This window comes from Kineosporiaceae bacterium SCSIO 59966 (assembly GCA_020881835.1).
Classification (GTDB): domain Bacteria; phylum Actinomycetota; class Actinomycetes; order Actinomycetales; family SCSIO-59966; genus SCSIO-59966.
This window is the reverse complement of the sequence record CP052876.1, coordinates 2855661-2877088: the sequence shown is the minus strand read 5'-3', so window position 1 is coordinate 2877088 and position 21428 is coordinate 2855661. Positions and strand designations below refer to the sequence as shown.

Sequence of the window (21428 nt, the reverse complement as noted above, 5' to 3'; positions counted from 1 at the left end):
CGGAGGGCACGGGCCCGTCCGGCGTCCCGGGGGCTCACGACGTCAGGCCTGCTGCGGCGCACGCCTCGGCGTACTCCGCGGTGCAGATCTCCTCGACCGTGTAGAACTCGTCGGCCACGATCGTGTCGGCGAGGTTCTCCACCGTCACCGCGACCGGCTCGAGCAGCACCGAGGGCACACCGTCGACCTCACCCTCGACGGACGGGCTCTCGCCGCGGGCGAGAGCGACGGCCAGCTCAGCGGCCTGCTCGGCCTCGGGCTTGATGGCCTTGTACACGGTCATGTACTGCGAGCCGTCGACGATCCGCTGGATGGCGGTCAGCTCGGCGTCCTGACCGGTCACCGGGGGCAGGGGGTCGACGCCGCCGCCCTTCATCGCTGCGATCGCTCCGCCTGCAGTGCCGTCGTTCGCCGCGTACACGCCGACGATGTCGGTGGACTGGGCGAGCTGTCCCTCCATCCACGCCTGGGCCTCGTCCGGGCTCCAGTCGGGGGTGTCGAACTCTGCCGCGATGGTGTAGCCGCTGTCGTCCAGCACCGAGTGGGCGCCGGCCTTGAACAGCGTGGCGTTGTTGTCGGTCGGCGACCCGTTGATCATGACGATGTTCCCGGACGTCACGCCGTCGGACTGCAGCTTCTCGACGAGCGACTCGCCCTGCAGCTGACCGACCTTCTCGTTGTCGAACGAGATGTAGAAGTCGATCGGTGCGTCGCTGATGAAGCGGTCGTAAGCGATCACCGGCACGTCCTGGTCCTTGGCGGACGTGACGATGGATGCGGCGGCCTTGGAGTCGACGGGGTCGAGCACCATCACGTCGACGCCTTCGGTCAGCGCCGCCTCAGCCTGCTGGAGCTGCTTGGCCTGGTCCTGGTCTGCGTTGGAGTAGAGCACCTCGCACTCCTCGCAGATCTCCGCGACCTTCGCCTCGAACAGCGGCCGGTCGAAGGCCTCGTACCGGGTGGTCTTGGACTCCGGCAGCAGCAGCGCGATCTTCAGCGCCTCGCCACCACCGTCGCTGCCGTCGTCCCCGGCGGTGCTCTCGGCATCGTTGGCGCCGCAGGCGGCGAGCCCGACGGCGAGCAGCCCGGCCAGGGTGGCGGTCACTGACCGCCGCAAGAGGGTGGTGGACACGAGAACCTCCGTGGATCGACGAGAGGCCGCTGGGACCGCGGTGTCCGTCAGTGAATTGGATTCACGTGATGACGTCAAGACCTGAACGCAACGAACTCGCAACGCGCCGTTCACTCTGACGGACACGCCGCCACCCGGGCATAGGCTGTCGGCCATGTCGGCCAACCCGGCCAACCCGGCCAACCCGGCCAACTCGGCCCCACCTTCGATCGCGCCCGGGTCACAGGCTTCACTGCGCGAAGCCAACCGTGCCAGGGTGGTCGACGTGCTGCGCCGCTACGGCGCACTGACCCAGGTGGAGGTGGCGACGGCCACCGGGCTCTCGCCGGCGACCGTGTCGAACATCGTCAAGGAGCTCGTGGCCGCCGACGTGCTGGACGTCGCGCCGACGTCCCGTAGCGGTCGACGCGCCCAGCGGGTGTCGCTGGCGCGAACCGCAGGAATCTGCGTGGGAGTCGACTTCGGCTACCGGCACCTGCGTGTCGCGGTGGCGGACCTCTCCCAGCGGGTGCTCGCCGAGCAGCGGCTGCCACTCCCGGCCGACCACAAGGCCGATGAGGGGCTGGACCGCGCCGCCCTGCTCGTGGGTGAGCTGCTTGACCGCGTCGGCTCGGCGTTCTCCGAGGTGGTCGGCGTCGGCATGGGTGTGCCCGGCCCGGTGGACGTCGTCACCGGCGAGGTCGGGTCCGCGACGATCCTGCCCGGGTGGGGTGGCATCCGGCTCGCTGACCAGTTGTCGGCCCGGCTCGGCGTTCCCGTGCACGTCGACAACGACGCCAACCTCGGCGCGCTGGGAGAGGGACAGCACGGAGCAGGCCGCGGCTGCGACGACTTCGCGTACATCAAGATCTCGCACGGGGTCGGCTCCGGGCTCGTGCTCGGCGGGAAGGTGTTCCGCGGGCACGGTGGCACGGCCGGTGAGATCGGGCACGTCTCCATCGACGAGAACGGGCCGGTGTGCCGCTGTGGCAACCGGGGCTGTCTGGAGACCTTCGTGCGGGCTCCGGTGCTGCTCGAGTCCCTGCGCGCGAGCCACGGCAACCTGTCCCTTCGGGAGGTGACGCTGCGTGCTCGCGACGGCGACACCGGCTGCGCCCGAGTGGTCGCCGACGCCGGCCGGCACATCGGCGTGGCTGCTGCGAGCCTGTGCAACCTGCTCAACCCGCAGCGCATCGTCGTGGGAGGCGGTCTCGCCGCAGCCGGTGATCTCCTGCTGGACCCGATGCGCGACGTCGTGGCCCGCTTCGCGATCCCGTCGGCAGCCGACCGGGTCACCGTCGTCGTGGGCGAGCTCAAGGAGCGCGCCGAGGTGGTCGGCGCTCTCGTGCTCGCGGCGGAACGCGCAGACCTGCCTGCGGCCCTTGCGCGCTGACGCGCCGACCTCGTGCCGCTGCGGCTCTCAGGCGGGCGGCATGTCCTCCCCGGTCCGCCGGAGCTCCGTGGCCCGGTCGGACCTACCGGCACCGAGCCGGGCGAGCTCGCCGCTGCGCCGGTCCTCGAGGTACTCGCGCATCTCCTGCTTGACCACCGGCAGCAGCAGGTACACCGCGAGCAGGTTGACGAAGGCGCAGACGAAGAGCATGGCGTCGGCGAAGCCGAGGACCTCGCTGAAGGTCAGGACGGCCCCGGTGACGGTGAACGTGAGGAACACCAGCTTGTAGACGAGCTCGGAGGTCCGGCTGCGGCCGAACAGCGTCGTCCACGCCTTGAGCCCGTAGTAGCTCCACGTGATGAGGGTGGAGAACGCGAACAGTGCGACGGCGACCGCGAGCACGACCGGGAACCACGGCAGGGCGGTGGCGAAGGCGTCCGAGGTCAGGACGACGCCGTCGGCCGTCGTGCCGCCGGTCTCGGCCACCTCGGAGCGGGCGGCGACGAAGCTGTCGGGCCGGGCGATGACGATGGTCAGCGCGGTCATCGTGCAGATGACGACGGTGTCGACGAACGGCTCGAGCATGGCCACGAAGCCCTCGCTCACCGGACGGCGGGTCTTCACCGCGGAGTGCGCGATCGCGGCCGAGCCGAGCCCGGCCTCGTTGGAGAACGCCGCCCGCTGGAAGCCGATGACCATGACGCCGACGACCCCGCCCGCCACACCCGTCGGGGAGAAGGCGCCGCTGAGGATCTCGCCGAACGCGCCGGGGACCTGCGGCAGGTTCATCCCGATCACGACGAGGCAGGCCAGCACGTAGACGGCCGCCATCGCCGGGACGAGGCGGCTGGTCACCGCGCCGATGGAGCGCATCCCGCCGAGGATGACGAGCGCGACGAGGCCGGCCAGCACGAGGCCGAAGACGAACGCCGCGCCGGGAGAGCCCAGCGGCCCGTCGGCGCCCCCGGTGACCTCACGCGCCTGGGCGTAGGTCTGGTTGCTCTGGAACATGTTCCCGCCGGCGACGCCGAACAGGATGATCGCGAGGGCGTAGACGCCGGTGAGGGTCCTCGAGGCGAGGGACCCGAACCGCTCGAAGGCGACCGGCAGGTACCGGAACGGGCCGCCGGTGACCGTGCCGTCCTCGTGGACCTCCCGGTACTTCACCCCGAGCGTGCACTCGGCGAACTTCGTCGCCATGCCGAGGAGGCCGGCGAGGATCATCCACAGCGTGGCACCCGGTCCGCCGAGCGCCACCGCGACGCCCACGCCGGCGATGTTGCCCAGCCCGACCGTGCCGGACAGCGCCGAGGTGAGGGCCTGGAAGTGCGGCACCTCGCCCGGGTCCCGCTCGTGCGAGTAGTGCCCCCGGACCACCTCGGTGGACACCTTGATCCCGCGCGCCTGGATGAACCCGAAGTAGATCGTGATGATCAGGGCCGCGAGGACGAGCCAGCCGACGACGACGGGGAAGGAGACCCCCGCCACGGTGATCTCGGCGAAGACGACGCGGGTCGCGACGTCCGTCACGGGGGCGAACAGGTTGTTGATCGACTCCTCGACCCGTCCGAGGACGGTGGACTCGCTGGCAGTGGACTCGCTGGCGGTCGCCGCGACGGCGGGCGCCAGAGCGGTGGGGGACGCCATGGCGGACGGTGGTACTCCGGGGTGACGGACGTCGCAACCCGGCACATCTTCCGAACCTGACTTGAGCGGAACAGACTCAACTCTGTCCGGTGTTGACCTCGGCAGAGAACTGGTACGAGCCCCCAGGAGGGGAAATGGACTTCAAACCCACGACGAAGACGCAGGAGGCCCTGTCGAGCGCCGTCCAGCAGGCGGCCACCGCCGGGCACCCGCAGGTGGAGCCGGCGCACCTGCTCGCCGCGCTCGCGGCCCAGACGGACGGCGTCGCAGCGCACCTGCTCGAGGCCGTCGGGGCCGCGCCGGCCCAGGTCCTCGAGCGGGTCCGCGGCGTCCTGGCCGCGCTGCCGACGGCGTCCGGGGCGTCGGTGGCGTCCCCGCAGCTGTCCCGTGCGGCCTACCAGGCCATCTCCGCCGCCCAGGAGGAGGCCTCCGCCCTCGGTGACAGCTACGTGTCCACCGAGCACCTGCTTCTCGGCCTGGCCGCCGACACCGGGCCCACCGGCGACGTCCTGCGCTCGACGGGTGCCACCCGGGACGCGCTGGCGGCCGCCCTGCCCGAGGTCCGCGGCGGCGCCAAGGTGACCACCCCCGACCCGGAGGGCACGTACAAGGCCCTGGAGCAGTACGGCGTCGACCTCACCGAGCGGGCCCGCGAGGGCCGGCTCGACCCCGTGATCGGCCGGGACGCCGAGATCCGACGCGTCGTCCAGGTGCTGTCGCGGCGGACGAAGAACAACCCGGTGCTCATCGGTGAGCCGGGCGTCGGCAAGACCGCCGTCGTCGAGGGGCTGGCGCAGCGGATCGTCAACGGCGACGTGCCGGAGTCCCTGCGCGGCAAGCGCCTCATCGCCCTCGACCTCGGCGCGATGGTCGCCGGCGCCAAGTACCGCGGGGAGTTCGAGGAGCGGCTCAAGGCCGTCCTCGCCGAGATCGCCGCCGCCGAGGGGCAGATCATCACCTTCATCGACGAGCTGCACACCGTCGTGGGTGCCGGTGCCGCCGAAGGGTCGATGGACGCCGGCAACATGCTCAAGCCGATGCTCGCCCGGGGCGAGCTGCGGCTCATCGGTGCCACCACGCTCGACGAGTACCGCGAACGGATCGAGAAGGACCCGGCGCTCGAGCGGCGGTTCCAGCAGGTGTTCGTCGGTGAGCCGAGCGTCGAGGACACCATCGCGATCCTGCGCGGCCTCAAGGAGCGCTACCAGGCCCACCACAAGGTCGAGATCACCGACGCCGCCCTCGTCGCCGCGGCGACCCTGTCGGACCGGTACATCACCGGGCGCCAGCTGCCGGACAAGGCGATCGACCTCGTCGACGAGGCCGCGTCCCGGCTGCGGATGGAGATCGACTCCTCGCCGGTCGAGATCGACGAGCTGCGTCGGACGGTCGACCGGCTGCGGATGGAGGAGCTGGCGCTGTCCAAGGCGGACGACGAGGCCTCCCGCGAACGCCTCGAGCGGTTGCGCGCGGACCTCGCCGACCGGTCCGAGCAGCTGGCCGCGCTCAACGCCCGGTGGGAGGCGGAGAAGGCCGCGCTCAACCGCGCCGGCGAGCTGCGCCAGCAGCTCGACGAGCTCCGGGTGCAGGCCGACCGGCTGCAGCGCGAGGGGGACCTGGGTGCCGCCAGCGAGCTGCTCTACGGCCGGATCCCGCAGATCGAGCGGGAGCTCGCCGAGGCGGAGGCCGCCGAGAAGCAGGCCTCCGGGACGTCGATGGTCTCCGAGCGCGTCGGCCCGGACGACGTCGCGGACGTCGTGGCGGCCTGGACCGGGATCCCCGCGGGCCGGCTGCTCGAGGGCGAGACCGAGAAGCTGCTGCGGATGGAGGAGTACCTCGGTCGCCGGCTGATCGGGCAGACCCGTGCCGTGCGGGCCGTCTCCGACGCCGTCCGCCGCTCCCGGGCCGGGGTCGCCGACCCCGACCGCCCGACCGGGTCCTTCCTCTTCCTCGGCCCCACCGGCGTCGGCAAGACCGAGCTGGCCAAGGCGCTCGCCGACTTCCTCTTCGACGACGAGCGGGCGATGGTCCGCATCGACATGAGCGAGTACGGCGAGAAGCACTCCGTCGCCCGGCTGGTCGGCGCCCCGCCCGGGTACGTCGGGTACGAGGAGGGCGGCCAGCTCACCGAGGCGGTGCGCCGCCGGCCCTACTCCGTCGTCCTGCTCGACGAGGTGGAGAAGGCCCACCCGGAGGTGTTCGACATCCTGCTGCAGGTCCTCGACGACGGCCGGCTCACCGACGGCCAGGGCCGCACGGTGGACTTCCGCAACACCATCCTCGTGCTGACCTCGAACCTCGGCTCGCAGTACCTCGTCGACCCGACGCTGGACACCGAGGCCAAGCACGAGGCGGTGCTCCGCGTCGTCCGGCAGACGTTCAAGCCGGAGTTCCTCAACCGGCTGGACGACGTCGTGGTCTTCGACGCGCTGTCGACGGACGAGCTCGCGCACATCGTCGACCTGCAGGTCGCGCGGCTCGCCGAGCGGCTCACCGACCGGCGACTGCGCCTCGAGGTCACCGACGCCGCCCGGGAGTGGCTGGCCCTGGAGGGGTACGACCCGGCCTACGGTGCCCGGCCGCTGCGGCGTCTGGTCCAGCGCGAGATCGGCGACCAGCTGGCCCGGGCGCTGCTCAGCGGCGAGGTGCGCGACGGTGACACCGTGGTCGTCGACCGGCCCAGTGACGGCACTGCGCCGGACTCCGCGGGACTCGTCGTCCGGGTGGCGGACGCCGCGCCGGTGGGCTGAACGCGGTGCGGTGAGCACGGTGGCTGCCGCCGTCGGACCCCGTCCGTAGGCTCGGGTCAGTGTCCGACGACTGGTTCGACCTGAGGCGGCCGGACGGCGCGGTGCTGGCGGTGCGGACCGCCGGCGCCGAGCGTCCGGCCGTCACTGCCGTGCTCGTCCACGGCTGGACGATGACCGGGGCGTCCTGGCAGCCGGTGGTCGACCGGGTGCTGGCCGAGCGTCCGGACGTGGCCGTCGTGCGCCCCGACCAGCGCGACCACGGTGACAGCCGACCCGCACCCGGCGGCGGTGAGCCGAGCATCGCCGTGCTCGCCGACGACCTCGCCGCCGTCGCACAGCGCGTTGCCCCGCACGGGCCGGTGGTGCTGGCCGGCCACTCGATGGGTGGGATGAGCGTCCTCGCCGCGGTGGACCGGCACCCCGAGCTGCGCGCCCGGCTCGCCGGGGTGCTGCTCGTCAACACCGCTGCCGACCGGCTGCGGCCACGTCCGTGGGTGGCGCGGGTGATGCGGCTGCTCACGGCCGCGCCCCCCGCCGTCCGGGTGCCCCGGGTCCCCGGACCGCTCGCCCGCCGGTACGGCTACGGGCGCTCCGCCCCGCCTGACGTCGTCCGACGGGTGCGGGCGGGCGTCCCGCCACCGACCGCCCGCAGCACCGGCGGCTGGTACCTCGCACTGAGCGCCTTCGACGGCACCGGTCACCTGCCGGCCCTGGACGGCGTCCCGGTCACCGTGCTGGCCGGGCAGCGGGACCGGCTCACCCCGCCCGAGCACTCCGCCCGGCTGGCGGCCCGGCTGCCCGGCGCCCGGTTGGACGTCGTGCCCGGCGCCGGGCACATGCTGATGTTCGAGCACCCTGACCGGGTGGCCGCCGCGCTGCTCGACCTCCTGCCGGTGTCGGGCGGCCGATCGTGATGCGGCATGCTTCATGCGGCCCCTGGAGTACGCCGACCCCGACCCACCTGGAGTGACCGATGGTCCGCCTCGCCCGGCTGAGCCTCGCCAACCGCGCCATCGTGGCGCTCCTGACGCTGATGAGCGTGGTGGCAGGAGTCTTCGCCACCACGTCGCTGCGTCAGGAGCTCATCCCGTCACTGGAGATCCCGGTCGCGGTCGTGGTCACCCCGCAGCCAGGAGCGTCGGCGGAGGTGGTCGAGCAGCAGGTCACCACGGTGGTCGAGAACGCCGTGGGCGTGGTCGAGGGCCTGGAGGGGACGACGTCCACCAGCACCAACGGACTGTCCATGGTGATCGTGGAGCTGGCCTACGGCACGGACATGGACTACGCCGAGCAAGAGCTCCAGCAGGCGATGAACCGGGCGGCGCCGACCCTGCCGTCCAACTCCACCCCCACGGTCGTGGCCGGCAGCATCGACCAGCTCCCGGTCGTGCAGCTGGCCGTGGCGGACTCGGGGTCCGGCGAGCGAGAGCTGGTCAGGCAGCTGGAGGACGAGGTGCTGCCCCAGCTGCGGACCATCGAGGGCGTCCAGGAGGCGACCCTCACCGGTGCCCGGGACCTGCACGTCCTCATCACCCCCGACCCGGCCGCGCTGGGCGCCTCCGGACTGGGGGTGGACGCGATCACCTCGACCCTCGAGGCCAACGGCGTCGTGGTCCCGGCCGGCACCGTCGAGGACGACGGGCGCACCCTGAGCGTCGTTGTCGGTGAGCGCCTGACCACCGTCGAGGAGATCGCGGCCCTGCCGCTGCCGGCCCCCGCCGAGGGGCAGCCCCTGACCCTGGGAGACATCGCCACGGTCGAGCTCCAGCCGGTGGCCGCCACCTCCTTCGCGCGCACCAACGGCGAGCCGAGCCTGGCGCTCGGGATCACCAAGACGCCGGACGGCAACGTGGTGAACATCTCCGAGGAGGTCCGTGAGCTCATCCCCGAGTGGGAGGAGTCGCTCGGCGAGGGCGCCGAGATCGAGGTCGTCTTCGACCAGGCGCCGTTCATCGAGCAGTCCATCGAGGACCTCAGCACCGAGGGGCTCCTCGGGCTCATCTTCGCCGTCCTGGTGATCATGGTCTTCCTCATGTCACTGCGCTCGACGCTGGTGACCGCGGTGTCCATCCCCCTGTCCCTGCTCATCGCGCTGATCGGGCTGTCGGTCGGGGGGTACACCCTCAACATCCTGACCCTCGGCGCGCTGACCGTCGCCGTGGGACGAGTGGTCGACGACTCGATCGTCGTCATCGAGAACATCAAGCGGCACCTCGGCTACGGCGAGGAGAAGACGGCGGCGATCCTCACCGCCGTCCGGGAGGTCGCCGGGGCGGTGACGTCCTCGACGATCACGACCGCCGCTGTCTTCGTGCCGCTGGGCATCGTCGGCGGACAGGTCGGTGAGCTGTTCCGGCCCTTCGCGTTCACCGTGGCCATCGCGCTGCTGGCCTCGCTGCTCGTCGCCCTGACCATCATCCCGGTGCTCGCCTACTGGTTCCTGCGCGGGAGCACGGACGCGTCCGAGGCGTCGGTCGAGCGGGAGCGGGTCGAGGAGCGCGAGCGCAACGGTGCCCTGCAGCGCTCCTACCTGCCGGCGCTGCGCACGAGCCTGCGGCACCCGGTGCTGGTCCTGGTGGCCGCGGTCGTGGTGCTGGCCGGGACCGTGGGGCTGTCCACCCGGCTGGAGACCAACTTCATCGGGGACGCCGGGCAGAACACCGTGGCGATCAGCCAGGAGATGCCGCCCGGCACCTCGTTGGAGGCGACCGACGAGGCGGCCCGGCAGATCGAGCAGGTCATCGCCGACGTCGAGGGCGTGGACACCTACCAGGTGACCGTCGGCTCCGGCGAAGGCATCGAGGCGCTGTTCCTCGGCGGTGCCGGCGGGTCCAACACCGCGACGTTCTCGATCACCGCCGAGCTGGAGGCCGACGCCGAGCGGATCCAGAGTGAGCTGCGCGAGCGGCTGGCCGAGCTCGACGACGTCGGCGAGGTCACCGTCACCGCGGCGCAGGCGGGCTTCGCCCTGCCGCCGGTGGAGGTCCTGGTCCAGGCGGACGACGACGAGGCCCTGGCCGAGGCGGCCGCCGCCGTCCAGGAGGCCATGGGCCGGGTGGACGGGCTGACGGACGTGGTGAACAACCTCGCCTCGGACTCCCCGGCCGTGACCGTGGACGTCGACCGGCAGGCGGCCGCCGCCGCCGGGACGAGTGAGGCCGCGGTCGGGCAGGCGCTCGCCGGCCTGCTGCGCGGTGCCCCGGTGGGTGAGGCTGCTGTCGACGGGGAGACGGTGGACCTCGTGCTGCGGATGGGCGAGGCCCCGCCGGACGTCGAGGCGCTGCGCGCCGTCCCGGTGCCCACGGCGACCGGCGTGGTGCCGCTCGGTCAGATCGCCGAGGTCACCGAGACCGAGCAGCCCACCTCGCTGACCCGGCAGGACGGCGTCCGGACCGCGAACGTCACCGCCACCGCCACCGACCAGAACCTCGGCGGGGTCACCACCCGGCTGCAGGAGGAGCTGGACGCCCTGGACCTGCCCGAGGGAGCCGAGGCCGACATCGCAGGGATCAGCGCCGAGCAGGAGGAGGCCTTCGCCGACCTCGGCCTGGCGCTGCTCGCCTCGATCGCCATCGTCTACCTGATCATGGTCGCCACGTTCCGGTCCCTCACCCAGCCGCTGATCCTGCTGGTCTCCGTGCCGTTCGCCGCGACCGGGGCGCTGGGCATGCTGCTCATCACCGGCACGCCGCTCGGCGTACCGGCCCTGATCGGCCTGCTCATGCTGGTCGGCATCGTCGTCACCAACGCCATCGTCCTCATCGACCTGGTCAACCAGCACCGGCGACGGGGCCTGTCCGTCACCGAGGCGGTCGTGGAGGGGGCCCGCTACCGCCTGCGGCCGATCCTCATGACCGCCGCGGCCACGATCGGCGCCCTCATCCCGATGTCCCTGGGCCTCACCGGCGGCAGCGTCTTCATCTCCCAGCCGCTGGCGCTGGTGGTGATCGGCGGACTGACCACGTCCACCCTGCTCACCCTCGTGCTCGTGCCGGTGCTCTACGACATGCTCGGCCGGGCGGGGACCCGACGCGGCCGGCGGCACCGGCGCGCCGAGGCCAGTGCCGACTGACCGGTTCCCACCCGGGCGCCCGCCCGGGCGCCCGGCGGGGCGCCGGGCGGGGCGCCCGGCGGCGACGTCCGGCCCCAGGACCTCAAGGAACGCCGGCAGGACGCCGAGACAGCGAGCATGACGGGGTTGGCGCGACCGCTGCCGGTGGCGCCCCGGCAGGTGCCGGGGCGCCTGCTCGGTGACGTCGCCGAGCTCGCCGCTCGGGTGCTGTCGGCGGCGCCGCACTCGGCGCTCGAGGTGGCCGCCGAGGGCGTGCACCGGCTCACCGCGGCTGACCTCGTGGTCGTCTCCACCGCGGAGGGCGGCAGCCAGCTCTTCCGGGTCGTCGTCGGGGACGACGGCGGGCCCGGGCCGCGTCCTGGTGAGGAGGTGCCGACCGCGCACAGCGTCGCCGGGGAGGCGCTGGCCACCCGGCAGGTGCAGGTCTGCCACGACGCCGCGGACGACCCGCGCGTCTCCGCCCGGTACAGCGAGCTGCACGCCATCCGGTCCTCGGTCGTCGTGCCGCTGCTCGTCAACGGCCGGCCGCACGGGTTGCTCGGCCTGGTCGGCCGGGCCCCGCGGCTCTTCGGGGACGACGACGTCGCCGTCGCCCAGCTCGTCGCCGGCGCGGTGGCTGCCCGGCTGCAGGACGCCGTCCGGGCCGCCGAGCAGGAGAGCCTGCTCGGCACCGTCTTCGACGCCCTGGACGAGGGGATCGTCGTCCGCTCCGCCCCGGACGGGATCGTCCTGGTGGCCAACACGACGGCCGAGAGGATCCTGGGGGCCGAGGACGACGGGCTGGTCGGCCGCCCGGTGCGTACCGGGTGGCAGTGGTTCGACGAGGACGGCGGGGAGCTCGCCGTCGCCGACCTGCCGACCGCGACGACGCTGCGCACCGGCGAGCCGGTCCGCGACCGGCTCGTCCACGTCCACCGCGGCGACGGGGGCTCCGCCTGGTTGGAGCTCACCGCCCTGCCGGTGCACGACGACGCCGGCCAGATGACGAGCGTCGTCACTCGGGTCGCCGACGTCACCGCCCGGATCCGGGTGACCGAGGACCTGCGCCGCAGCCAGCGCCGGCTGGCCGCGGCGACCGCGGTGACCGGACTCGCCTGGTGGGACTACGACGTCCTGAACGACCGGCACGTCTGGTCCGACGCGATGTTCGCCCTCGTCGGGCTGGAGCCCGGTGAGCCGCCGGGGATCCAGGGGCTGCTCGACCGGGTCCACCCCGAGGACCGGGAGCTGCTCACCCCGGACGACAGGCAGGCTGGGAGCCGGGTGTTCCGGGTCGTCCACGACGACGGCACGGTGCGCTACCTGCAGTCCTGGAGCGACGTCGTCCACGACCAGGACGGTCGGGTCCGGCACATCCACGGCACCACGCTCGACGTCACCGAGCGGGAGCAGTCGCTGCGAGCGGTGGCCGACTCCGAGGAGATGTTCCGCGCGGCGTTCGACGACGCCCCGACCGGGATGGCGATCATCTCGCTGGCTCCGGAGCGGGCCGGGACCGTGCTGCGCGCCAACACCGCGCTGGTGGAGATGCTGGGTGTCGGCCCGGACGGCCTCGTCGACCGGCCCATCACCCGGTGGCTGCACCCCGACGAGCTCCCCGACGCCGCCGCGGACCTCGCCCGGCTCGGCGCCGGCCGGCAGGTCGCCGCGCGCGACGTCCTGCTGACCCGCGAGGACGGGCGGCTGCTGCACGCGTGGGCCCGGTCGGCGGTGATGGGCGCCAGCCCCGGCGCCGAGCCGTGCGTCCTCGTGCACTACCTCGACGTCACCGACCAGCGCCGGGCCGAGGCCTCGCTGCGCCGGATGGCGATGACGGACACCCTGACCGGGCTGGCCAACCGCACCCGGTTCACCCAGACCCTGACCGCCGCCCTCGGCCGGCTGCCCTCCGAACCCGGCGACGGGACCGCGCTCGCCGCCCTCATGCTCGACCTCGACCGGTTCAAGCTCGTCAACGACGCGCTCGGCCACCCGGTCGGCGACGAGCTGCTCGTCGCGGTCGCCGGGCGGCTGCGCCAGGCCGTGCCTGCTCGCGGCGACGTCGCCCGTCTCGGCGGGGACGAGTTCGTCGTCCTCATCGAGGGCACGAGCACCCAGGCCGCGCTCGACGTCGCCGACCGGATCGCCGTGAGCCTGCGGGAGCCGTACGACCTGCCCTCGGGACGGCGGGTGGTGACCTCCGCCAGCGTCGGGGTGGCGATCGCCCGCACGAGCGGCCACACGACGTCCGACCTGATGCGGGAGGCCGACCTCGCGCTCTACCGGGCCAAGGACGCCGGCCGCGACCGGGTCGCCCTGTGCGACGACGAGACCCGGGCCCTGGCGGTGGCGCGGGTGGACGTCGAGAACGTCCTGCGGGCCGCGCTGGACGGTGACGGGCTGCGGGTGCACCTCCAGCCGGTCGTGGACCTGGCGTCGAGGACCGTCGTCGGGGCCGAGGCGCTCGTCCGGGTCGCCACCTCCGACGGGGTTCTGCTGCCGCCGGCCGCGTTCATCGGCGTGGCCGAGGAGACCGGGCTCATCGTGCGGGTGGACCAGTGGGTCGTCGAGCAGGTCGCCGCGTGGCTCGCCGGTCCCGGGGCAGACCTGCCCCACGTCGCGGTCAACGTCTCCAGCCGCAGCCTGCACGAGCCGGGCTTCGCCGACCAGGTCGTCGGCGCCCTGGCCCGCCACGGTCTACCGGGCCACCGGCTGCAGGTCGAGATCACCGAGACCGTGCTGCTCGAGGCCACCACCGAGGCAGACCAGGCGCTCGGCGTGCTGCGGGACGCCGGGGTCGCGGTCGGGCTCGACGACTTCGGCACCGGGTACTCGGCGCTGGCCTACCTGCAGCGGCTGCCGCTGGACTTCCTCAAGATCGACCGGTCGTTCGTCAGCCGGCTCGGCCAGCGGGACGTCGCCGCCGAGGCCACGGTGCGGGCCATCGTCGAGGTCGCGCACGCGCACCGGCTCCAGGTGACCGCCGAGGGAGTCGAGACTCGTGACCAGGAGCTCAGCCTGCGCGCTGCCGGCTGCGACTTCGGTCAGGGCTGGTTGTTCGGCCGCCCCACCCCCACCGCCACCTTCACCCCCTGACCCCCCACCACCCTCGGTGATCATGCAATCCCGCCACCCCGCACGGCCCAGCCGTGATCATGCAATCCCGCCACCCTCAGGGCCGCCTCCCGTGATCATGCAATCCCGCCACCCTTGGGCCGCCGTCCCGCCCGCAGAATGCTGGGTTGTTGGCGCGACACGCCGGCCAAACTGTCCCGAGCGCAGCATTCTGTGGTCGAGACCCTGACCCGACGTTGGTCATCCAGTCCCGCCACCAGGGGGCATCTTCGAAATGCTTAGCTCGTGGAAATGCTCAGCTCGTGGCGCCACTGGGGCATATGTCGCATCAGCCGGGTGGTGTCGCGTCATTGGCCCACCGCAAAATGCTGGATCCGGGACAGCCCAGCCGGCGTGTCGAGCCAACAGCCCAGCATTCTGCGGGCGGGACGGCGGCCCGAGGGTGGCGGGATTGCATGATCACGGGGGGTGGAAGGCCCGAGGGGGTGGTGGGAGCTGGGGGTGGCGGGATTGCATGATCACGAACAAGGGGGGTGGCTGAGGGCGGCGGGGGTTAGAAGACGGGTTTGCCGCCAGTGACGCCGAGGACGGTGCCGGAGACGTAGCTGGCGTCGGACGGCGAGGCCAGGAACACGAACGCCGGTGCCACCTCGCCGGGCTGGCCGGCCCGCCCCAGCGGGGTGCTCGACCCGAAGTTCGCCACCTTCTCCGCCGGCTGAGTCGCCGGCTGCAGCGGCGTCCAGATCGGGCCCGGGGCCACCGCGTTGACCCGGATCCCCCGCGGGCCCAGCTCGGCGGCCAGGTTCACCGTGAAGTTGTTGATCGCTGCCTTCGTCGCCGCGTAGTCGAGCAGCGACGTCGACGGCTCGTAGGCCTGGATCGACGTGCAGTTGATGATCGACGACCCGCGGCCGAGGTGCGGCAAGGCGGCGCGGGTGATCCAGAACAGCGCGTAGAGGTTCGTCTTGAGCACCCGGTCCAGCTGCTCGGTCTCGAGGTTCTCCAGCCCCTCGCTGCGGGCCCACTGGTAGCCGGCGTTGTTGACCAGGACGTCGAGACCACCGAGCCCCTCGACCGCCGCCGCCACGACGTCCTGACAGGTCTGCTCCTCGCGGATGTCCCCAGGACACAGCACGGCCCGGCGTCCGGCGTCCTCGACCCAGCGGGCGGTCTCCTCGGCGTCCTCCTGCTCCTCCGGCAGGTAGCACACGGCGACGTCGGCGCCCTCGCGGGCGTAGGCGATGGCCACGGCGCGGCCGATCCCGGAGTCACCGCCGGTGACCAGGGCGCGCATGCCGTCGAGCCGGCCTGACCCGCGGTAGGTCTGCTCGCCGTGGTCGGGGACCGGCGTCATCTCACCGGTACGGCCGGGCGGTTCCTGCTGCTGCTCGGGGAACCCGCCATCGGCATCGAGCTTGCTCTGGGCGTTCTGGGCGATTTGCGACTCGGTCATGTCGTCGATGCTGCGACGGTCGCCGTCCGGCCGCATCCCGAGCGTCGCGGGGCAGGCGCCGGCTCAGTCGATCACCACGTCGTCTCGGCGACGTCTGCGGGCCGGCGAGTCGGGCCGTCGCAGCTCTGGACGTGTGGCCGGTGTCACAGGCTAGGGTGCATCCTGCAGCAGGGCAGTGAGCAGACCGGTGGGTCGACAGCCGTGGGGTCGGAGAGCCCGGCGTCGTCGTCACCCGGTGCGGTTGGGACGACCGACGATCTGGCACCGGAGTCGAGTGACCCTCGGCGAGCCGACGTCTGGTGCAGCGGTCGGCGCCTCGGTCTTGGCGGGGCACGACCGGACGGCGGCTCCGCGGCAGCACGGCAACGCGACGAAAGGGTCGGATGAAGATCACGCAGCAGTTCCACGTCGGCCGGGAGATGGCCGCGGTGTGGAACGCCTTCCAGGACATCCCTTCGGTGGCCCAGTGCCTGCCAGGTGCGTCGCTCACGGGCCAGGACGGGCCGGACACCTACACCGGTGTGGTCTCGGTCAAGCTCGGCCCCATGACGCCGACCTTCGAGGGGCGGGCCACGGTGAGCGCGGACGCCGCGTCGCACACCGGGACGATCAAGGGCGTGGGGTCGGATCGCCGCGGCGGCAGCCGAGGCGAGGTCGCGGTCGTGTACCGGCTCTCCGAGGACGATCAGGAGGGTGGCACCACAGTCGCCATCGAGGCAGACGTCACGCTCTCGGGCGCGGCAGCGCAGTTCGGCCGGACGTCGGTGCTGAACGACATCTCCGCGCGGCTGATCAGAGAGTTCGCGCAGTGCCTGGAGGCCAAGCTGTCTGCCGGCACCGCCGAGGCCAGGGCTGCCGTTGGCGCGCCCGAGGTGAACGGGTTGTCCCTCGCCCTCTCCAGTGCGGGCGCTCAGCTGCGACGTGCGGTGGAACGGGTCCCGGCCCCGGCAGTCGCCGCTGTCGTCGTGGGCCTGGCGCTCGCCGTCCTCGCGGCACTGCGGCGCAGGAGGCGATGACGACGTGGTTGTGATCCCCGCGGTCGCGGCCGCGTCACTGGCAGTTACGCGTTCAGCTGTGGCTTGTGCGCCAGGGGCGGAGCCGTCTCCGTGAAGATGCCCGACTTCGTCTACCACCGTCCGGAGAGCCTCACCGAGGCCCTGGACCTTCTCGGTCGTCACGCCGGGGAGGCAAAGGTCCTCGCCGGCGGTCAGAGTCTGCTTCCGGTGATGGCGCTCAGGCTCAGTCAACCGAGGCACGTCGTCGACCTGGACCGGGTGACCGAGCTGGCGGAGCTCGCCCCGGGGCCGAGTGGTGGCGTAACCGTGGGAGCCATGGTCCGCCATGCCGACGTGGAACGGTCGGAGCTCGTCGCGCGGAGCGCGCCCCTGCTCGCCCGGACCGTGAAGCTGATCGGCCACCCCGCGATCCGGAATCGTGGAACCCCGTGCGGCAGCCTGGCCCATGCCGATCCGGCCGCGGAGCTGCCGGCGCTGGCGCTCGCCACCGGGGCGGAGATCGTCGTCCGCAGCGCCACGCGGGAGCGGGTGCTGACGGCTGCTGACTTCTTCGTCAGCTTCCTCACCACCGCCCTGGAACCCGACGAGATGGTCGTCGAGGTGCGCTTCCCCGCGCCGGGACCACGCACCGGCGGGTCGGTACGCGAGGTCAGCCGCCGGCACGGCGACTTCGCGCTCGTGGGTGTCTGCTGCTCGGTCACCCTGGCCGAGGACGGGACGGTGAGCGGCGCCGCACTGGCCTACTTCGGCGTCGACTCCACTCCGGTGCGAGCGGAGGGTGCAGAGCGGCGACTGGTGGGCTCCGTGCTCGACGCCGCGACCGCGGCCGCGGCCGCCCGGGAGGCGGCCCAGGAGCTGGAGCCGGGGGACGACCTCCATGCCACCGCGACCTACCGGCGGCACGTGGCGGAGCAGCTGACCAGGCGAGCGCTCGTCGAGGCAGCCGACAGAGCAGGAGGAGCTGCATGACCCAGCAGACGACGGTGACCCTCTCCGTGAACGGACGACAGCTCACCCGGGCCACCGAGGCTCGGCGCACGCTGGCCGACTTCCTCCGCGAGGACCTCTCCCTGACCGGCACCCACCTCGGCTGCGAGCACGGCGTGTGCGGCGCGTGCACCGTCCTGGTGGACGGCCGTCCTGCCCGTTCCTGCCTGATGCTGGTCGGCCAGGCCGACGGCAGGGAGGTGACGACGGTCGAGGGGCTCGCGGACGCCGACGGGCGCCTGCACCCGGTGCAGCAGGGCTTCAGTGACGGTCACAGCTTCCAGTGCGGTTTCTGCACGCCCGGCTTCGTCATGACCACGTACGCCTTCCTCAAGGAGAACCCGGCGCCCACGCGGGAGGAGATCCGGGAAGCCGTCTCGGAGAACCTGTGCCGCTGCACCGGCTACCAGAGCATCATCAACGGCGTGGAGCTGGCCGCTCGTCTGCTGGCGGACTCCCCGACGGTCGACGCCCACACAGACGCGGAGGTCACCGGTGCGTGAAGCTGTTGCCGGACGGTTCGTCGGCACCCGGGTCAAGCGGGTCGAGGACCCCACCATCCTGACCGGGAAGGGCCGCTACGTCGCGGACGTGACCGCCCCGGACATGCTCCACGCGGCGTTCCTGCGCAGTCCAGTGCCGCACGCGCGGATCCGGAGGATCGACGTCTCGGCCGCCCGGAGGCTCCCCGGCGTCCACGTCGTCGTCACCGGCGAGGCGATGAAGCAGGTGACGAACCCGATGACCGGCCTCCTGGCGCTGGAGGGCCTGTACAACCCCTCCTTCTACTGCCTGGCGACCGACAAGGTGCGTCACGTCGGCGACCCGGTCGCGCTGGTGGTGGCACGCGACAGGTACATCGCCGAGGACGCCCGGCAGCTGATCGAGGTGGACTACGAACCGCTCGACCCGATCGGCACGATGGAGCAGGCCCTCGACCCGGCGCTGTCACCCATCTGGGAGGAGAACAAGAGCAACGTCGTGTACCGGGACTCGAAGTCCTACGGCGACGTGGACGCCGTGTTCGCGGCGGCCGACCGTGTGATCTCCGAGACCTTCCGCCAGCACCGGCACGCCCCCACCCCGATGGAGACCCGAGGAGCCGCGGCCGTCGTGGACCCCTCCACGGGCCGGCTCACCTACCACGCCGCCACCCAGTCCCCGCACCTGCTGGCCTGGGTGCTCGGGATGCTCACCGGGCGCACCCCCATCTGGCGATCGGCAGTCGACCTCGTGCGCAACCGGCGCAACGTCCGGGCCCTCGTCGAGGGCACCCGCGCGCTGCTCCGCGACCAGCCCGCACTGCTGGGAGCCGGGCAGTCCATGTCGCCCGAGTTCACCCGTCAGCTGCTCCGCAGGCCCGGCCGCATCCCTCCGCTGATCCGGTCCGTCCTGCCGCTCGTCGCCCACGGCGTGGAGCACACGCCGCAGGTGGTCGCCGAGAACGTCGGCGGCGCCTTCGGGCTGAAGACCTTCGTCGGGAAGGAGGACGTCGCGCTCGCCGCGGCGGCCCGCCGCCTCGGCCGCTCCATCAAGTGGATCGAGGACCGCAACGAGTCCCTCCTGGTGAGCGGGCAGGCGCGGGAGGAGACGCTCCACGTCGAGGCCGCGGTCAAGAACGACGGCACCATCCTGGGTCTGCGCGTCCGCATGACGATGGACCAGGGCGCCTACCCCGGTATCCCGTTCTCCGCGGCGTTCTTCGCCCAGATCATCCGCACCATGCTGCCGGGCCCCTACCGGCTGCAGGCCTACAGCTTCGACACCACGATCGTCGCCTCCAACAAGGCCACCTACGTCGCCTACCGCGGCCCCTGGGCCGCCGAGACCTGGGTCCGTGAGCGCATGATCGACATCATCGCCCGGGAGCTCGGCCTGGACCGGGCCCAGGTCCGCCTCGCGAACATGGTCCGCGACGACGAGCTGCCGACCACCATGATCACCGGTCCGGCGCTCGACGTCCGCATGTCCGCCAGGCGCACCCTGGAGACCGCTCTGGACAAGGCCGGGTACGCCGGCTGGGCGGCGGAGCAGCGCGCCGCCCGGGCCGAGGGGCGGTTGGTGGGCCTCGGTATCGCCACCTACATCGAGGCGGCCCCCGGGCCGCCCGGGTTCATGGACTCCGTCGTGCCCGGCTTCGGCGCGGCGATGGGGCGGGAGACGGCCCGCGTGCGGGTGGAGGTCGACGGCACGGTGAGCGTGCTGACCTCGCAGATGCCGCACGGCCAGGGGCACGAGACGACGCTGGCGCAGGTGGCCGCGGACGAGATGGGCGTGCCCATCGAGGCCGTGAAGGTCATCTACGGCGACACCCGGCGGGTGCCGTTCAGCATCATGGGCACCGGCGGGAGCCGTTCGGCCGCGATGGCCGGGGGAGCGGTCACCGTGACCGCCCGCGACGCGCACGACCGCCTGCTCGAGCTGGCCGCCTACCTCATCGAGGCCGACCCGGGCGACCTGGAGATCGTCGAGGGAGTCGTCCGGGTGAAGGGCATCTCCGGCCAGGGGATGACGCTCGCGGAGGTGGCCGGCGCGCTGGCCGCAGGAGACCGGCGGCTGCCGCAGGGCACCGAGACGCTCATCGACGTGTCGAAGGGCTGGGACGGCGGCGAGGGAGGATGGGCGCAGGCCACCCACGTCTGCTGGGTGGAGATCGACCGGGAGACCGGACAGGTGACGATCCCCCGGTATCTCGTGGCCGAGGACTGCGGGGAGATGATCAACCCGGCGATCGTGGAGGGCCAGGTCCGAGGCGGGGTGGCCCAGGGGGTGGGGGCCGTGCTGTACGAGCGGTCGGCCTACGACGAGTTCGCGAACTTCCAGGCGGGCACGTTCATGGACTACCTGGTGCCCACGGCGATGGAGATCCCGGAGATCGAGCTGCACCACGTCGAGACCCCCTCCGACATCGAGGCCAACTACCGCGGGGTCGGGGAGGGGGGCATGATCGGCGCTCCCGCGGCGATCACCAACGCCATCGAGGACGCGCTGTCCGCGGTCGGCGGACGGGTGACCGAGCAGTACCTCCCGCCGTCCCGGATCCTGGAGCTGGCCGGCGTCATCTGAGCCCGGTCCCCGGTGCTCTCAGCCGCCCCGCAGGCACGGGGGCTCGCACGGTGGCAGGCACGGGCGGCAGGCACGGGCCGCTCTCTAGTCGGCCAGGTCGACGACGACCGGGGCGTGGTCGCTCGCCCCCTTGCCCTTGCGCTCCTCCCGGTCGATGGAGGCGCCGGTGACGCGGCGCTGCAGCGCGGGGGACCCCAGCAGGAAGTCGATCCGCATCCCCTGGCGCTTCGGGAACCGCAGCTGGGTGTAGTCCCAGTACGTGTAGACCCCCGGGCCAGGGGCGTACGGGCGGACCAGGTCGGCGAACCCGGCGTCCACCACGCCGTGGAAGGCGGCCCGCTCCGCCGGCGAGGTGTGCGTGCGCCCCTCGAAGAACGCCGGGTCCCACACGTCGTCGTCGGTCGGTGCGACGTTCCAGTCACCGCCGAGCAGGATCTGCGCGTCCGGGTCCTCGGCCAGCCACTGCCGGCCCGCCTCCCGCAGCGCCGCGAGCCACTGCAGCTTGTACTCCAGGTGCGGGTCCTCCAGCGAGCGGCCGTTCGGGACGTACAGCGACCAGACCCGGACGCCGGAGCAGGTCGCGCCCAGTGCCCGTGCCTCGGTCTGTTCGGAGTCCCCCCAGCAGGGCTGGCCGGGAAAGCCCACCTCGACGTCCGCGATGCCCACCCGGGAGGCGATCGCCACGCCGTTCCACTGGTTGAAGCCGACGTGGGCGACCTCGTACCCGGCGGCCTCGAAGGCCATCGCCGGGAACTGGTCGTCGGTGCACTTGGTCTCCTGCAGCAGGACGACGTCGACGTCGCTGCGCTGGATCCAGCTGGTCACCCGGTCGAGCCGGGCGCGCACGGAGTTGACGTTCCACGTGGCGAGGCGCACGGC

At 72.6% G+C, this 21428-nt stretch carries 13 protein-coding genes; 9 read left to right on the top strand and 4 right to left on the bottom strand.

What is annotated here, in order from left to right:
• Positions 1–34: 34 nt before the first annotated feature.
• Positions 35–1288: a sugar ABC transporter substrate-binding protein gene (locus HJG43_13485; GenBank protein ID UER55382.1), complete on the bottom strand. Its 1254-nt coding sequence runs from the start codon at positions 1286–1288 to the stop codon at positions 35–37.
• On the opposite strand from HJG43_13485, the gene HJG43_13480 reads away from it, so the two are divergent.
• Entirely contained in the window at positions 1287–2504 is a 1218-nt protein-coding gene (locus tag HJG43_13480) for an ROK family transcriptional regulator (GenBank protein ID UER55381.1), read from the top strand. The two genes, HJG43_13485 and HJG43_13480, sit on opposite strands and share 2 nt — an antisense overlap.
• Before the next feature lie 27 nt (positions 2505–2531).
• Here the strand turns inward: HJG43_13480 and HJG43_13475 are convergent, their stop codons facing one another.
• Positions 2532–4151, bottom strand: a complete 1620-nt coding sequence (locus HJG43_13475; GenBank protein ID UER55380.1) for an alanine:cation symporter family protein — start codon at positions 4149–4151, stop codon at positions 2532–2534.
• Positions 4152–4285: 134 nt separating this feature from the next.
• Here HJG43_13475 and clpB point away from each other — a divergent pair, with 134 nt between their 5' ends.
• The 4 genes from clpB to HJG43_13455 all read left to right on the top strand — a co-directional run bounded on the left by clpB (position 4286) and on the right by HJG43_13455 (position 14048).
• The gene (gene clpB / locus HJG43_13470) at positions 4286–6901 is read left to right on the top strand and encodes an ATP-dependent chaperone ClpB (GenBank protein UER55379.1); all 2616 of its coding nucleotides are present in this window, start codon (positions 4286–4288) and stop codon (positions 6899–6901) included.
• A gap of 59 nt (positions 6902–6960) precedes the next feature.
• The gene (locus tag HJG43_13465; GenBank protein ID UER55378.1) at positions 6961–7815 is read left to right on the top strand and encodes an alpha/beta hydrolase; all 855 of its coding nucleotides are present in this window, start codon (positions 6961–6963) and stop codon (positions 7813–7815) included.
• 59 nt (positions 7816–7874) lie between these two features.
• Positions 7875–10973 carry an efflux RND transporter permease subunit gene (locus tag HJG43_13460; GenBank protein UER55377.1) on the top strand — a complete coding sequence of 1033 codons (3099 nt, stop codon included), beginning with the start codon at positions 7875–7877 and terminating at the stop codon, positions 10971–10973.
• Between the two features lie 117 nt (positions 10974–11090).
• Positions 11091–14048, top strand: coding sequence for an EAL domain-containing protein (locus HJG43_13455; GenBank protein ID UER55376.1), 2958 nt, complete (start codon positions 11091–11093; stop codon positions 14046–14048).
• Positions 14049–14580: 532 nt separating this feature from the next.
• Here HJG43_13455 and HJG43_13450 read toward each other — a convergent pair.
• Positions 14581–15480, bottom strand: a complete 900-nt coding sequence (locus HJG43_13450) for an SDR family oxidoreductase (protein ID UER55375.1) — start codon at positions 15478–15480, stop codon at positions 14581–14583.
• A gap of 383 nt (positions 15481–15863) precedes the next feature.
• Between HJG43_13450 and HJG43_13445 the strand changes: the two genes are divergently transcribed.
• The 4 genes from HJG43_13445 (at position 15864) to HJG43_13430 (ending at position 20549) form a co-directional block, all read left to right on the top strand.
• The gene (locus HJG43_13445) at positions 15864–16496 is read left to right on the top strand and encodes an SRPBCC family protein (protein UER55374.1); all 633 of its coding nucleotides are present in this window, start codon (positions 15864–15866) and stop codon (positions 16494–16496) included.
• A gap of 96 nt (positions 16497–16592) precedes the next feature.
• Positions 16593–17465 carry a xanthine dehydrogenase family protein subunit M gene (locus tag HJG43_13440; GenBank protein UER55978.1) on the top strand — a complete coding sequence of 291 codons (873 nt, stop codon included), beginning with the start codon at positions 16593–16595 and terminating at the stop codon, positions 17463–17465.
• On the top strand, positions 17462–17986 hold the full coding sequence (locus HJG43_13435; protein UER55373.1) for a (2Fe-2S)-binding protein: 525 nt from the start codon (positions 17462–17464) through the stop codon (positions 17984–17986). Before HJG43_13440 ends, HJG43_13435 begins: the two co-directional genes overlap by 4 nt.
• Positions 17979–20549: a xanthine dehydrogenase family protein molybdopterin-binding subunit gene (locus tag HJG43_13430; GenBank protein ID UER55372.1), complete on the top strand. Its 2571-nt coding sequence runs from the start codon at positions 17979–17981 to the stop codon at positions 20547–20549. Before HJG43_13435 ends, HJG43_13430 begins: the two co-directional genes overlap by 8 nt.
• Before the next feature lie 84 nt (positions 20550–20633).
• Here the strand turns inward: HJG43_13430 and xth are convergent, their stop codons facing one another.
• Complete coding sequence (gene xth, locus HJG43_13425) at positions 20634–21425, bottom strand: exodeoxyribonuclease III (GenBank protein UER55371.1); 792 nt, start codon at positions 21423–21425, stop codon at positions 20634–20636.
• Positions 21426–21428 lie beyond the last annotated feature (3 nt).